The following is a 13,922-nucleotide window of genomic DNA, read 5'->3' on the forward strand; positions in this document are numbered from 1 at the left end:
CCATGCTCCCGTCCACTGGAGCATGGCCACCCTTTGCGCCCGTTATCCTTGGGCGCAGGACCTCAACATGTCGGTATATTCCTGCCGCGTCGCGACACGGCGGCCCAGCACTTCGCCCAGCTTCGCGCCGAGTTCGAAGGTCTGCACGTTCGACTGAATGCGATCGTCGCGGTGCGGCCAGAGCCAATAGGTGTCTTCCATGCCCACGCGGATATGCAGGCCCATCGCTGCTGCAAGCGTCGCGACATACATCGATGCCCGGCCGGCCGCGCACACCATGATCACGCCATCGGGATCCACGTCACGGATCGTGGTGACGGTGCGCATCAGGCCTTCGATCATCTGGCGCGGATTTTCCATCGGGCTGCAACCCGGCAGGGCGGGAAGGATCAGCCAGAAGGCCGGTCCCTTGATCAGGCCGCTCTTGATCAGGAACCGATCGGCATTGGCTACGTCGGCATCGGTATAGACGGCTATTTCAGGAATGCCGCCATTTTCCAGGATGAGGCGCACCTTTTCGATCATAACCGGCGCCGGCTTGCTGAACAGGGAGTCACCAATATAGGTCGTCGTGGTGTTGATGGGCGCACCGTCCAGCAGGCCCGTCGCCAACACCCGTTTCATTTCAGCCCATTCGCCTTCAAGCGCGGGAACAAGGCAGCCATCGACCGACAGGTCAGGATAGTCCTTCTTCAGGGGCGCGATGACCTGCTCGAACCGGTCAAGCGAGAGGACATTATAACCCTCATCATCGCGAACATGAATGTGCACCGTGCTGGCCCCTGCCTCCAGGCATTCACGCGCTGAATTGCGGATTTCTTCCGGGGTGTAGGGCTGGTTCGGATTTTGCGAGCGGCGGAAGAACGCACCAGTAATGGCCACCGAGACGGCCAGTGTTTCAGGGATATTCCATGGCAGGGAGATCGGTGCATCATGGAATGACGAATGTTCCAGGTCCAGAACGATAGGTGCTCCATAGGGCCGCCAAATCATCCGCTCATTTTCACGAGCGACACCTTTTCCAACTCTGTCCCAATCAATCTTAGCCATTTCTCACTCCTATGCTTCCATAATCCAGTTATTCGCGACGACAGATATGCCGCCACAAATCTCACTCATGCGTCCATGCCCAGGGGCCTTCCGCGTTGGTCAACAAGATGTTCATCAACATATCGCTCGCATTCCCAAGGCCCCCCAGGCAATAATAATTAACGTTTGTTTATATATTGAGCAATGTTCCTATATCACGTGGGAAAGCACCTTCCGCTACGGCGCTTCCGCTTTCAGTCCGACAGCGTCATCTCTCCGGCCTCACCGCTGAGCCACTCCGTTCAGCGACAAAGGCAGTCGGCGTCGTTCCTATCAAGCGCTTGAACATCGCCGTAAAAGCGCTTGGCGTTTCATATCCCAACGACAAAGCCGTGCTCAGGATGGATTCTCCAGCGATGAGCATCGGCAAAGCGGCCACGATCCGCGCTTGTTGCCGCCAGACGGAAAGGGGGCATCCCAGCTCCTCGCGCGCTAGGCGTGACAATGTTCTCGTCGAAGCCCCCGAGGATCGCGCGAGCTCATCGATATCGGCCACACTGGGACTATCGAGAATTTGCTCGCATGCCCTGACAAGGCGAGGATCGGACGGCATCGCCAGCATCACCGCGTCCGATGGAAGGTCGTTCAGTTCATCCAGCAATAATGCGTGAAGGCGAAGGATGCGGGCTGAATCCCAGTTCAACACGGCTGGATGGATCGCCCGCAATATGAGCTCTCGCACAAGCGCCGTGACGACGAATCCCCCCGCCAGCTGCCCGAAATGAGGCGGCGTCCGATCGGACGCGATGTAGAGCGTGCGTAGCAGAACAGGTGTTCTCGCGCGGAATTCATGGACAGTTCCCGGCGGGATCCAGACGGCCCGCTGGGGTGGAACAACCCATAATCTACGGTCAGCCCTGATTTCCATCACGCCCGAAACCGCGTGGACAAACTGGCCGTCCGGATGGGCGTGCGCAGGGATGACATCGCCTTCGATGAAATTGCGAGCGAGCACATGGACGGCGCTGGCATGTCTACGAGTGTCAACCAAGTGAATGCTCCTCCAACCCGTCGGAAGCCACACGGTCCTAAGGAGGCGCGCCCTGGCGGCCGCACATCCGAAGTCATCAAAATTCTCGCAGCCACATCTGAAACCCCGATGAGGCCTGTCCCCTCCTTATGACATATTGAAGCGTGGCGCGAAGCGGGCTGATGGCCAAGTTATACGCCAAATCGGCCAACAACCTAGTTCAGGCAGAAGCGCGCTGGGGCCAAATCTCAGGATCTGAGGATCTCAGGGAAACATAGCCTGCATAGGTCCGCAACCCGAACCAAATAGTTTCCGTTTGAACGGCGCTGCCGGACAGGGCATATGGATTAATATGAAACACCGTTTGCATTTATTTGTCTGTAGCTGGGGCGCCGAAGCGTGTCGGTGAAGGATGCTACCCCCAGAGCGCTGCGAAAGGACTCTGCAGTGGACGGCGGTGCTGTCGCGGCACCGATCCCCTTGCCAGACCGCGCTCGGCCGAAAAGAACCCGCCGCAAATCGGGAATGCGCGAAGAGTTGTTGAAGGCAGCCGTAGAGCTGTTTGGTTCTCGCGGCTATGAAGCAGTGTCGCTGCGCGACATCACGGCGGAGGTCGGCCTGAAGCCGCCCGCCTTCTACAATCATTTCAAATCGAAGGATGAATTGCTCGTATCGGCGATCCTTGCTGCCCTTGACATGTTCAACAGCGAGGTTGTGGACAATGACGAGCAGGACATGCCGCCGGTCGAACGGATGAACGCGCTGATCCGCCGCCATGTGCTGTACCAGATTTCCAACGCTGCCTTCGCCAAGGCGAACGACCGGCTGATAGATTCGGCGATGCTGGAAAGGATTGGCAGCCCTGGCGCCAAACAGGAAATCCGCTCTCACATGCGCCGCTACCTGGATGTCCTCACCCAGATTGTCCGGGACATCGTGGCCGGGCGCCCCGATGACGCGCTGGAGCCACGCATTTGCGCGCTTGCCATAGGCACGATGTGCGACAATGTACTGATGTGGTATCGCCCGGGCGGGTCGGACAGCCCCGAGAAGGTTGCTCGGCGCATGTCGGAACTTGCCCGCAACATGCTGAAGGTGGGCTGGTCAGAAGGGGCTTGACGACACCGCCGCCCCGGTTAATATGAACGAACATTCGTATTAAGGCGGCGGGAAGACTCGAAGATGAACGGGTTGGGTCAATATGTGATCGGCGTCGTGATGCTGTTCGCGATATGGGGTGCTGTCGCCGCTGTCCGGGATGACAGCGCAGGCATGGGATGGGAATTCATGGAGGGGATCCGGACGACCGGCGTCCTTTTCCTTCCAGTCGGGGCCGTCCTCGCAGCCGCCCCGCTCCTGTCCGCTTTCATCACCCATGCAGTTGCCCCCGTCTTTTCCTTTGCCGGGGCGGACAGGGCGATGGCGGCAACGACCCTGATTTCCGTGGACATGGGCGGTTATCAGATGGCCGATGCGCTTGCAGCCAGCCGTGAAAACTGGATCATCGCGTCGTTCAACGGTTTCCTGCTCGGGCCGCATGTCGTCTTCACCATCCCAGTGGCGCTGGCGATGCTCCCGCGGAAGGACCATCGTTATTTGGCACTTGGCATGATGGCGGGGCTCATCACCATACCGGTCGCGCTGTTCGTGGGACTGAGCGTCGTCGCAATGACCGACCCGCTCATCCGCCCTACGGTTTCGACCAGCAGCCCCGAGACATTCCGTCTGGCGATGACCTTCGGCCAGATATTGCATGATCTTTTCCCACTGACCATCATCGTTGCCGCTATAGTGGCGGGTCTGCGTTTCATTCCCGACTTCATGGTCAAAGGTTTCATGGGCTTCGGCCGCCTTGCCGATGCCGCGATCAAGCTCATCTTCGGCGCTTGTATCGTCCAGTATTTCACGGGCATTTTCAGCCAACTCTTCGGCGGATGGCCCTTTGATCCACTGCTGGCCGATGCCGCCAATTCCATCCGCGGGCTGGAGATAGCCGGATATATCGGCATCATGCTGGCTGGCGCGTTTCCGATGGTCTACGCGCTGCGCCGTTATTGCGGCAAAGCCATTGAAAGGTTGGGCGATCTGACCGGGTTCAGCGCAGCGGGAAGCGGCGGGCTGATAGCGACGACTGCCAACCCGCTGACGCTGTTCAAACTGATCCCGGAAATGGATGCGCGCAACAAGGTGATGACGATCGCCTATGCCGTGTGTGGTTCCTGGATATTAGGGGACTCGCTCGCCTTCATCGCGAATTTTCAGCCTTCGCTGATCGTGCCGCTGATGTTCGGCAAGCTGGTCGGGGCGATTTGCGGCATTTTGGTCGCACGCTGGCTGGCCGTGCCGCGCGCCTTGCGCTTCGAGGAAGAAGACAGGGCAGCGGCCGAAGCGGCTGCGCCGTCGTCTGATACGAAACTGCACGCCCTCGAAGGAGCGCTTCTGTGACCGCCAGCATCCGCCTGTTCCGCCTGCAGGATACGGCGATGTCGGATTATGGCGAGGGTCCCGGTTCGGCCAGCATCGCCCGGCTGATCGGCCCGGATAGCAGCCGGACTATGGGCGCGTATTTCGCGACGTTCGATGGCCGGTCCGTGCCATGGACCGTGCAATATGACGAGATGATCCTGTGCCTGTCGGGCACGTTCCGCCTACGCACGGGGGATGAGGTCCACGAACTTGGTCCGGGGGACATGCTTTGGATCGGGAACGGCACTGAATTACGCTATGAAGGGGAGCAGGCGACCGTCTTTATCGCGATCGCTCCTGTCGACTGGCGCGACCATCAGCCGAACGCCTGAAGCCATCCCGGCGGCAGGCGTGCCGGGACGTCGTTCAGGCTCTGCCGTCTTACGCCTCGTCGCCGAGGCCAGCCGCCCACTCCGGTTCAAAAGGTATCGAACGATCCTGACGCACCCATGCCGGTTGCCCATAGATCGACTGTCCACCATCGACCGACAGGTTGGCTCCGGTGATGAACCCTGCTTTATCGGAACACAGGAATGCGACAGCCTCCGCAATGTCTTCGGTCAGGCCCAAACGGCCGATCGGCGTCTTCTGCAACAGGTCGCGGCGTACACCCGGCTTTCCGACCATCCATTTGGTCATGGCCGTTTCTATGACGCCGGGCAGGATTGCGTTAGCCCGGATGCGGTGGATACCCAGTTCCGCCGCCATGGTCTGAACCAGCATCAGCAGGGCCGACTTGGTCACGCAGTAAGCGCCAATCTGATCGGCGTGCCGAACCGCCAGAGAGGATGAGATCACCGTGATCGAGCCACCGCTGCGGCGCTCTGCCATCAGCCGCGCAGCTGTCTGGCAGATGTGAAAGGTGCCGCTCAGATTGATGGCGACATGCCGGTCCCAGACCGCCGGATCCATCTCCAGAAAGCCGGTGAACTTGGCGTATCCGGCATTGGCGACCGCCACATCGAGACGGCCGAAATGGGCGCGCACCTTTTCCATCGCCTGATCGACCTCATCTCTATCGGTCTGGTCGGCCGCTAGGACGAGGCAATCACCCGGCATCTCCTGCCGGAGGGCCGCGGCCGTGGCCTCGTCGCGTTCGAACAGCGCCAAGCGATGGCCGGCATCCGCCAGCCGCTGGCAGATCGCGCGCCCCAGTTCACCCCCTGCTCCGGTGACGAGGGCGACCCGCCGTTCATCCACAGCAGCCGCTCCTGCACTCACCGTCGCTGGCGCCCAGGCGCGGGTTGATGACGTCCACCGATTGCCTCAGCCAGCGGCGCAGGCGGCCCGCTGCACGTACATCGCCGAAATCGAAGCTGACCGGCGTGACCGAAACATGCCCCGCCGCGACGGCGCTGGCGTCGGACCCCGGCCGCATCGTGAACACGGGATCGCGATCGACGTTGGTGAGAAAGGTGTACCAGCCGTGTCCACTGTCGGTTTCAACCGCCTCATAATGGCCTGGGTCCCAGACACGATGGTCAAGCGCGGTGATCTTGAGGCGCCGGTCCTTCAATATGCCGGGCGCATTGACATTCAGGATGCTGCGCGGCGGCGGCGGGCTGGCTATCATCCACGCCGCCAGTTCAGCGCCCACCTCACTGCACCAGCCATAGTCATAATCGGTAAGGTCGACCAGACGGAAGCGGCCGTCACGCGCCTGCTGCGAAATCGACAACGCCGGCAGTCCGAGCAAAGCTCCCTCCGCCGCAGATCCGAAGGTGGACGAATAGGTGGCGTCGTCACCTAGGTTAGCACCCTCATTGATGCCGGATACAACTAGGCGGACATCTTTGGCCAAGCCTGACAGGATCGCGGCGCGTACGCAGTCGACGGGCGTGCCGTCGGCGCGATAGATCGGATTGCGATCATCGCCGCCATCGCGGGTCATCACGACCGGCTTGCGGAAGGATGCAGACCGGGACGTACCGCTGCGTGGCCCGTCCGGCGCCACGGACAGGACATTAAGGCCCGCATTGATCATCGCGTCGCGGATGGCAGCCATGCCCCCTGCCTGATATCCGTCATCGTTCGTCAACAGAACGTCCATGATAACCTCACTCATCGAAAGCTGCTCAAACTGGGGCGGTCCGGCCGAAGCTCCTCTACGCCCGGCACGGTCGCGGGCTTGCCGGAGATTGCCCATTCCGCCACGCACATGCCCAATATCGATCCGGACGTGACGCCAACGCCACCCAGTCCGCCGACTACCAGCACGGAAGGATCGGCTTCATACGGCCCGACCTGAAAACGATCGTCCATGCTGATGGGATAGAGCCCGAACCAGCCGTTTGAAAATCCGAAGTCGTCCATGCCCATCCGCTCTGTCAGAAGAGTTGCGACAGTGATCAGATGATCGTCGCCAGATGGCGGGCTGAAGCTGTCGGGATCCACATCAAGCCCGTCGATGGCTTCATAAGTATGAAGTCCAGCAATCAGGCTGTCGGGACCATCTTGCCTGAAATATAGGCCCTCGCCCTCCTGCCCTGGCATGTAGAGATTGACCATCGGAACAGTATAGTCAAGCTCGCGAGGCAGCCGAACCAGAAAGACTTCATGCACCTGCGGCTTGATTGGTACGGCATGTCCCAGCAGCTTGCCGACATTCCCAGCCCATGCGCCCGCAGCATTGATCACGATATCGGCTTCGACCAAGCCTTTGCTGGTTTCCAGCCGATGCACCCTGCCCGTCTTGGAATGAGAAAGCACGTCAGTCTGCACGCTGACACGCGCGCCCTTTTCCTTGGCCTCCTCAAGCAGGGTCGTGCACAGAAGATATCCGTCCAGATGCCCGTCCGTGGGCCCGAAAAGCCCGCCCGCAAGGTCATCCACGCGCATGTCGGGCACTAATTGCCGGAGCCCCTCCCGGTCGATCAGGCGGGAATCCATGCCGCCCAGTTCCCGCTGCACCTTCACCGCTTCGGCCAGCCGGTCCATATGCTCATCCGTATAGGCGACGCGGACGTTGCCGATTTTCGCAAGCGGCAGCTCGCGCTCCCGTTCCAGCCGCAGGAACAACTCCTTCGCCCGGATGCGGATCTCTATGTCGAGCGGGTTGAGCGTCTGGTAATTATAGACGCCGGCGGAACGGCCGGACGAACCGCTGGCGGGGGCGTCCCGCTCCAGCACGATCACGTCAGCGCCAAGTTCCGCTGCACGAAGGGCGGCGCCGCAGCCGGCAGTGCCAGCGCCGATGATGGCAATCCTTGGACGGGTCACTGCTCATCCTCATCATTGGGAAGGGAACGATGGACATGAATGTCGGCTAGCGTGCCGCCATCGACAACCAGATCGGTGCCGGTGATGCCCGATGCTGCGTCACTGGCGAGGAAGGTGACCGCGCCGGCCACCTCATCGACAGTCACCATGCGCTTGATGGGTACGCGTTTGAAGTCGTGCAGCATGTGTTGCAACATCGCGGGCCGCAGTGCTTCTTCCGCCATCTTGGTGTGCACCCAACCCGGACTGACGGAATTGACGCGAATGCCATATTCGGCCAACTCGATCGCGGCGCTCATGGTCATGCCGCGCAGCCCGAACTTCGCGGCCACATAGCTCGCGAAGGGACCATCCGCCGCATGCGCTTCGATCGACCCGATGTTGATGATGGCGCCGCCGCGACCTTGGTTGCGCATCTGCCGCGCGACCCTCTGCGTCATGAAGAAGACACCATTCAGGTTGACGTCGATCACCCGCCGCCAGCCCGCCTCTTCGATGTCGAGGAACGCCGCTTCATGGGCGATGCCGGCATTATTGACGAGGATGTCCAGCCGCCCATGGGCGTCCAATGTGCCGGAAACAACTTTTTCGACGTCGCTGGTCGATGCGACATCGCCCGGATGCACGCTCGCCCTGCCGCCCATGCTCTCGATCGTCTGCGCCGTGGCTTGAAGAGCAGCGGGGTTGCGCCCGCTCAGGGCGATCGTGGCCCCGCGTTTCGCCAATGCGACGGCGATCCCTTCGCCAAGCCCCCGGCCTCCGCCAGTGACCAGTGCGACCTTGCCTGCCAGATCCTCGCTCATGCAGCCTCCGATCTATCGGCCATCAGGTCGCGAATGCGCAGCTTCTCACCCTGGCGGCCATTTTCAAGGCGATAGACCCCCAGCCCGCCGCCGCCGAGACTGACGCGCCGAAGCGCCGCGAAAAATTTCCCGGGCGACAGGGCTTCGGGGGCGAATACGCCACCGCGTGGCGTGTCGCCTTCCGCCAGCATGATCACCCCTGCGGCGGCTGGAACGCCCGTCGCCTCTTCCATGCTGGTGTCCGCACCCGAAGCGTAGCGCAGCCCGTTGCCGTTGGTATGAACGTCGATCTGCAGCCCGCTTCCGATGCGTTCGCCACCCTTGAAGCGAGTAAGAAACTGCTGGAACGCCCTGACCAGCATGTCGGTACGCTGCTCCGTGCTGCCGGGCTGCTGCTCGTCCGCCACGGCGGCAAGAGCCGCTGCCACCGCATGCGCGTCGATCGGGGCGATGGCCCCATAGTTGACCGCCCGTTTAACGGGCAGGAAGCGGGGAACGGTAAGCGGCTCTGGATGGGCCAGCTTCACCACCGTCTGCCGTCCGACCGACCCTGGAAAATCGACGACGCGCGAATCCATTTCGCCGGGAAGTGGAACGGGGTGAACCGTGCCATCAAAGTCGACCAGATTGAAGCAGTGCCAGAAATGCTTGGTCGCCGCCTCGGTCATGTCCTTGGCATCGACCACCCAGGCGATCTCGACATCGTCCGCGCCGTTCAGATGATCGACCGCCAGGCGGATCAGGATATTCGACACGCCGGGCGTCGATCCCAATCCGATGATTGCCGTTACGCCCGCCGCCTTGGCGGCATCGTCGCGCGACAGGATCGGAACCGTGATGTCGGCGTCGTCACAGATATCGAGATAGTCGGTTCCGGCGGCGATCGCCGCATCCAGGACAGTAAAGCCCGTGCGGTAATAGGGGCCTGCCAAGTTCGCGACGATCGCCGTCGACCGCATCAGCATGTCCAGCGTGCCACCGTCGGCCAGCGGATCCTGCTCGCGGGTCTGCATGCCGAGCGCCCGAGTTGCAGCCAGGGTTTCGGGCCTCCACGCCCGATCGATCGCAAGCCAGCGGGCGACATCGGTGCCCCGCGCGGCCGCGGCCAGCATGGCCTGCGCCTGCCGCCCCCCTGCCCCGATCACCACGACGTCAAATTCACGTTTCATCAGATCCTCCCGAATTTGCGCTTTGCTGCTCGAGCGTCCGGATGACGGCATCCCGCACATTCCGGCGATCCACCTTCCCGGACGCGATGCGGGGAAATGGATCGAAAACCATGAAGTGGGCCGGCATTGCGTAGGCGGGCAGCCGGGCAGCAAGGAAAGAGCGGGCGCGGCTTTCGTCGAACGCCCGGCCAGGCCTGATCTCGATCGCCGCGACGGGCACTTCCTGCAACACCGGATCAGGGATGCCGATCACCACGCAATAGCCGATCTCCGGCAGTTCCGCGAGCAGGCACTCCAGATGGGACGGCAATATCTTCTCGCCGCCACGATTGATCACATCATCCCGCCGTCCGTGCAGGAACAGGCGGCCAGCGTCGTCGAACCGGCCAAGATCGCCTGTCCGCAACCATTTACCGAACAATTTTTCCCCGTTGGCTTCTGGACGCCGCCAATATTCCGTCATGCGTGTGGGCCCCGCGACCCAGACCTCGCCGGACGCCCCCTGCGCAACATCCCGGCCATCTTCGCCCACCACCCGCAGTTCTGCGAAAGGCGCGGCAAAGCCGACGGACTCGCCAAAGTTGGTAATCATCTCGGGCGGCAGGAAGCTGCACGCGCAACCAAATTCCGTCAGCCCATAGCCATGGACAAGCTCAAGATGCGGCCAGCGCTCCAACATCTCCCGCGACCACGCGGCGGGCATCGGCGATCCACCGAACAGGACGGTTCGGGCCGGTCCGAACACCGCGTCCGCATCGTCCAATATCATCAGCATGCGCAGCACGCTGGGTACGGCAGTGACGAAGGTCGCGGGCGCGGCCTTGAATGCGGCGACCGCTTCCTTCCGGTGGAATTCCTCCACCAGCATCGTCTCGCCACCCGCCAGCAGCATCTGCCCGAACTGGTCGATGAAACCGGTATTGTGGAACATGGGCGCGATCACGACGGTGCTGTCGGCACTGGTCGCGCGGAAGAACAGACGGAAGACTTCGGACGCCGTGCACAAGGCTTCGGTGCTAAGCAACGCCCCCTTGGGCTCACCAGTGGTTCCGGAACTGAAGCTGATCAGCGCTGGCGCTTCTCCCGTCACGAACTCGGGCAAATCTTCCCACGCGGACATCGCCACGGCCATGGCCTTTTCCATCGGCAATACCGATATTGGTGCCTGGGCAAGAAGCGATGCGTGCCGTTCGTCCGCAATCGCCACCCGCGCCTCTAGCAAGCCGACCAAGTCGGCCATCTGCAATGCGCTGATGCGATTATTCGCGGGAACGGCGATGGCGCCAAGGCGCATCACGGCGAGATAAGCAACCACCCATTCAATGATGTTGAGGCCGACGATGATCACCCGGTCGCCATTCTGTACACCGGATGAGCGAAGGAACCGCGCATAGTCTTCCGCTTTGACGGCGAGGTCTTGATATGCGACCGCTCTTTCGCCCTGCCGCAGGGCGATCCGCGCCGGCGTTTCATCCGCCCAGTGGCGAAGAGCATGCCAAAGCGTTGCGAAAGGCGGCATCAGAAACGCGCCCCTTCCCGCACATAGGCAGCGGCTTCCAGCATCTCGGCAAAGCTTGCCTTCGCCCAGGCATTGCGGGCTTGGGTCAGGTTGGAACTTGCATAGCCCTGATAGGTCCAGCCATCAAGCGGCGTCGTATGGGCGGACAGGATCGGTTCGGCCATGGTCGCCCAGGCCGCTTCCCGCACACCCGCTACCGCGCGCATCAGCGCAACGCGGGCGCGTTGACTGTCATCGACCTGCGGATCGTACAGGCGCAGAAACTTGTCCGTCTCTTCGTCCGAAAGGCCCGCCTGACAGGCGAAGCTGGCCATTTCGAACGCGACCCAGCCCATTCCGGCATAATCCCAGTCGATCAGGCGCAGCCGGTCGCCGACGATGAAGTTCTGCGGCACAAGGTCGCTGTGACAAAATGCCCGCGGAGCATCGATAGCGGCAAAAAGCTGCGCGATCTGCCTGACGCGATCATACATGTCCGGAAACTCGGCGGGCCGCGCCGCGCCTTCCGCGTCGCCCAGCTTCACGAAATGCGCGGCATCCTCGAAGGGTGAAAAAGCGCGGCTGGAGGTCGGCTGCGCATGGAGGCTACGCAGCGTCTCCACGACCTTGCCCAGCAAATTCTCTTCTCGCATGCGCGCGGGCGTCATGACGCCGCCCGTCAGGAACGGGCACAGGAAATGCCCCTCCGGCAATGTCGATGCGAGGATCTTGGGAGCAAGATCTGCGCGCGCCGCATCGCATTGCGCCTGGATGGATGCGGCGCGGTCAACGCCCCACCGCTCCGGCTCAGGCGCACAGACGCGCAGTGCCAGCGCGTGGCGTGATCCTTCCAGCTTCAGGTTGACGTTGCTGCCGCCCCCGCTCATCGCGCTGATCACATAATCATCGGCCAGATCGGGCAGCGCCCACTGCGACAGGATGCCGCTCACCTGTTCCTGCAACGCCGGACTCATTTCCGGCGCAAAGCAGAGCTTCATGCCAGAAGCGACGGTCACAGCTGATATCCATGGCTGATGGCGACATGCTTGAGCGCCGTATGCTCCTCGATCGCGTGGATCGACAGGTCGCGGCCGATCCCTGACAGCTTGAACCCGCCAAAGGGCATTTCCGCCGCCGTGGGTCCATGATCATTGATCCACACCGATCCCGCTTCGATCAACGCAGCGCATTTGACGGCACGGTTGATGTCCCGCGTCCAGATCGACGCTGCCAGGCCATAGGCCACATCATTGGCCTTTGCGATCGCGTCATCTTCGTCGTCAAATGTGCTGACGACCAGCACGGGGCCGAACAATTCCTCCTGGACGATGGCCGAGCGCTGGTCAGCGCCGGTGACGATCGTGGGCGTGTAGAAGGCGCCGCTGCCTTCCCCACCGGTGACGATCCGGGCGCCTTCGCCCGCGGCCCTTTCCACCTGCCGGGCGATATTGTCGCGATGGCGCTGAGACACTACCGGGCCCATCTGGACCGAGGGGTCGAGGAAACCGTTGCCGACAGTCAGTCCTTCCGCCATCTGCACGAGCCGTTCGGTCACTTCGCCGAACAAAGCCTTCGACACATAGATACGGGTCGCCGCGGTACAGTCCTGACCGGAGTTGCGAAACGCAGCACCGCGCATCGTCGCTACGAACTTGTCGAGATCGGCATCGTCGAACAGGAGCACGGGCGCCTTGCCGCCCAGTTCCAGATGAACCTTCTTCACCATGTCGGCGGCGTCGCGCATGATGGTCTTGCCAGTGCTTGTGCCACCGGTCAGCGAAACCATAGCAACGTCAGGATGCCGCACCAGCGCCTTGCCAACACTGTCGCCGCGGCCAGTGACCACATTGAGGACGCCAGCGGGGAATATGTCCGCCGCGATATGGCCAAGCAGCAGGGATGTCAGTGGCGTCTCGTTCGTCGGCTTGAGCACGACCGTGTTGCCTGCCATCAATGCGGGACCAAGCTTCCAACTCGTCAGCCCCATGGGATAGTTCCAGGGCGCGATCGCAGCCACGATACCCAAGGGTTCGCGCCGCACCATACTTGTGATGCCCGGCTTATATTCATCGCACACAGGCGCCGTCAGCGCCCTGCCGGCGCCCGCGAAGAAGCGGTATTTATCGGCTGCGGAGAACATTTCCGCCCGCGCGTCGGCCAAAGGCTTGCCCACATCGCGCGCCTCCAGTTCGGCGAACTGATCGGCATTGGCTTCGAGCGCGTCGGCCAGGCGCAACAGCATCGCTGCGCGATCCTTCGGCGTGGTAGCCGCCCAGGAACGCCGCGCGTCCTTCGCCGCGCTCACCGCCGCCTCTACCCCCGCTTGGCCGACATCGACCATGTCGGCGATCTGATCCCCGGTAGCAGGCTCGATAACCGCCTCGACCTCGCCTTCACGCCATTCGCGGTTCGCGATCGTGGGGAATAAATCCAATGACATCGCTCCAATCCTCTCGGTCAATTGCAGGTGATCTTGCCAGGCCGTTTTGAAAGGCGCCCCAGGCTGTCCGCCTTGATGAAATTCTGGGACGCTTCGCCTGCGCCGGGCAATCCCCATTCTTGCGGACTCGCCAGGAAAGCGAGCTTGCAAATGGGTGCGGTGGGAAAGCTTCTTCGGATCTCCACCATGCGATCCCCTACCCCTTCCGATGCAAGCCCCGCTCCAGGGAAATGGTAACCTGACACTCATGTTTTAATACGAATATATA

13 protein-coding genes are annotated in these 13,922 nt (G+C 61.8%); 3 read left to right on the plus strand and 10 right to left on the minus strand.

Annotated elements, in window-relative coordinates:
• Window positions 1–42: 42 nt before the first annotated feature.
• Both SPHS8_RS15070 and SPHS8_RS15075 read right to left on the minus strand, forming a co-directional pair.
• Complete coding sequence (locus SPHS8_RS15070; protein ID WP_201516254.1) at window positions 43–1,050, minus strand: 3-keto-5-aminohexanoate cleavage protein; 1,008 nt, start codon at window positions 1,048–1,050, stop codon at window positions 43–45.
• A gap of 247 nt (window positions 1,051–1,297) precedes the next feature.
• Window positions 1,298–2,080: an AraC family transcriptional regulator gene (locus tag SPHS8_RS15075; protein ID WP_201516255.1), complete on the minus strand. Its 783-nt coding sequence runs from the start codon at window positions 2,078–2,080 to the stop codon at window positions 1,298–1,300.
• A 426-nt stretch (window positions 2,081–2,506) separates the two neighbouring features.
• Between SPHS8_RS15075 and SPHS8_RS15080 the strand changes: the two genes are divergently transcribed.
• The 3 genes from SPHS8_RS15080 to SPHS8_RS15090 all read left to right on the plus strand — a co-directional run bounded on the left by SPHS8_RS15080 (window position 2,507) and on the right by SPHS8_RS15090 (window position 4,857).
• Window positions 2,507–3,178: a TetR/AcrR family transcriptional regulator gene (locus tag SPHS8_RS15080; RefSeq protein ID WP_201516256.1), complete on the plus strand. Its 672-nt coding sequence runs from the start codon at window positions 2,507–2,509 to the stop codon at window positions 3,176–3,178.
• Window positions 3,179–3,241: 63 nt separating this feature from the next.
• The gene (locus SPHS8_RS15085; protein WP_201516257.1) at window positions 3,242–4,504 is read left to right on the plus strand and encodes an ethanolamine utilization protein EutH; all 1,263 of its coding nucleotides are present in this window, start codon (window positions 3,242–3,244) and stop codon (window positions 4,502–4,504) included.
• Window positions 4,501–4,857 (plus strand): hypothetical protein, encoded by a 357-nt coding sequence (locus SPHS8_RS15090; protein ID WP_201516258.1) that lies wholly within the window; start codon window positions 4,501–4,503, stop codon window positions 4,855–4,857. The genes SPHS8_RS15085 and SPHS8_RS15090 overlap by 4 nt, the downstream gene beginning before the upstream one ends.
• A gap of 49 nt (window positions 4,858–4,906) precedes the next feature.
• Here SPHS8_RS15090 and SPHS8_RS15095 read toward each other — a convergent pair whose 3' ends face one another.
• Genes SPHS8_RS15095 through SPHS8_RS15130 form a run of 8 tightly spaced genes read right to left on the minus strand, consistent with a single transcriptional unit; the run spans window position 4,907 to window position 13,654 of the window.
• Window positions 4,907–5,725, minus strand: coding sequence for an SDR family NAD(P)-dependent oxidoreductase (locus tag SPHS8_RS15095; RefSeq protein ID WP_201516259.1), 819 nt, complete (start codon window positions 5,723–5,725; stop codon window positions 4,907–4,909).
• Window positions 5,718–6,590: a 5'/3'-nucleotidase SurE gene (gene surE, locus SPHS8_RS15100; RefSeq protein WP_201516260.1), complete on the minus strand. Its 873-nt coding sequence runs from the start codon at window positions 6,588–6,590 to the stop codon at window positions 5,718–5,720. The genes SPHS8_RS15095 and surE overlap by 8 nt, the downstream gene beginning before the upstream one ends.
• Complete coding sequence (locus SPHS8_RS15105) at window positions 6,587–7,744, minus strand: NAD(P)/FAD-dependent oxidoreductase (protein WP_201516261.1); 1,158 nt, start codon at window positions 7,742–7,744, stop codon at window positions 6,587–6,589. Before SPHS8_RS15105 ends, surE begins: the two co-directional genes overlap by 4 nt.
• Window positions 7,741–8,547, minus strand: a complete 807-nt coding sequence (locus tag SPHS8_RS15110) for an SDR family NAD(P)-dependent oxidoreductase (RefSeq protein WP_201516262.1) — start codon at window positions 8,545–8,547, stop codon at window positions 7,741–7,743. The genes SPHS8_RS15105 and SPHS8_RS15110 overlap by 4 nt, the downstream gene beginning before the upstream one ends.
• Window positions 8,544–9,716 carry a saccharopine dehydrogenase NADP-binding domain-containing protein gene (locus SPHS8_RS15115; RefSeq protein WP_201516263.1) on the minus strand — a complete coding sequence of 391 codons (1,173 nt, stop codon included), beginning with the start codon at window positions 9,714–9,716 and terminating at the stop codon, window positions 8,544–8,546. Before SPHS8_RS15115 ends, SPHS8_RS15110 begins: the two co-directional genes overlap by 4 nt.
• Complete coding sequence (locus SPHS8_RS15120) at window positions 9,706–11,235, minus strand: class I adenylate-forming enzyme family protein (RefSeq protein WP_201516264.1); 1,530 nt, start codon at window positions 11,233–11,235, stop codon at window positions 9,706–9,708. Before SPHS8_RS15120 ends, SPHS8_RS15115 begins: the two co-directional genes overlap by 11 nt.
• Window positions 11,235–12,230 carry a phosphotransferase gene (locus SPHS8_RS15125; protein WP_201516265.1) on the minus strand — a complete coding sequence of 332 codons (996 nt, stop codon included), beginning with the start codon at window positions 12,228–12,230 and terminating at the stop codon, window positions 11,235–11,237. The genes SPHS8_RS15120 and SPHS8_RS15125 overlap by 1 nt, the downstream gene beginning before the upstream one ends.
• Window positions 12,227–13,654: an aldehyde dehydrogenase family protein gene (locus SPHS8_RS15130; RefSeq protein WP_201516266.1), complete on the minus strand. Its 1,428-nt coding sequence runs from the start codon at window positions 13,652–13,654 to the stop codon at window positions 12,227–12,229. Before SPHS8_RS15130 ends, SPHS8_RS15125 begins: the two co-directional genes overlap by 4 nt.
• Window positions 13,655–13,922 lie beyond the last annotated feature (268 nt).

It is taken from the genome of Sphingobium sp. S6, assembly GCF_905120495.1.
Lineage (GTDB): Bacteria > Pseudomonadota > Alphaproteobacteria > Sphingomonadales > Sphingomonadaceae > Sphingobium > Sphingobium agri.

Bases quoted from the DNA above. Each gene is read 5' to 3' on its own strand.
- SPHS8_RS15070 (WP_201516254.1), bottom strand. From the start codon at position 1,050: ATGGCTAAGATTGATTGGGACAGAGTTGGAAAAGGTGTCGCTCGTGAA.
- SPHS8_RS15085 (WP_201516257.1), top strand. From the start codon at position 3,242: ATGAACGGGTTGGGTCAATATGTGATCGGCGTCGTGATGCTGTTCGCG.
- surE (WP_201516260.1), bottom strand. From the start codon at position 6,590: ATGAGTGAGGTTATCATGGACGTTCTGTTGACGAACGATGACGGATAT.
- SPHS8_RS15110 (WP_201516262.1), bottom strand. From the start codon at position 8,547: ATGAGCGAGGATCTGGCAGGCAAGGTCGCACTGGTCACTGGCGGAGGC.
- SPHS8_RS15115 (WP_201516263.1), bottom strand. From the start codon at position 9,716: ATGAAACGTGAATTTGACGTCGTGGTGATCGGGGCAGGGGGGCGGCAG.
- SPHS8_RS15120 (WP_201516264.1), bottom strand. From the start codon at position 11,235: ATGCCGCCTTTCGCAACGCTTTGGCATGCTCTTCGCCACTGGGCGGAT.
- SPHS8_RS15130 (WP_201516266.1), bottom strand. From the start codon at position 13,654: ATGTCATTGGATTTATTCCCCACGATCGCGAACCGCGAATGGCGTGAA.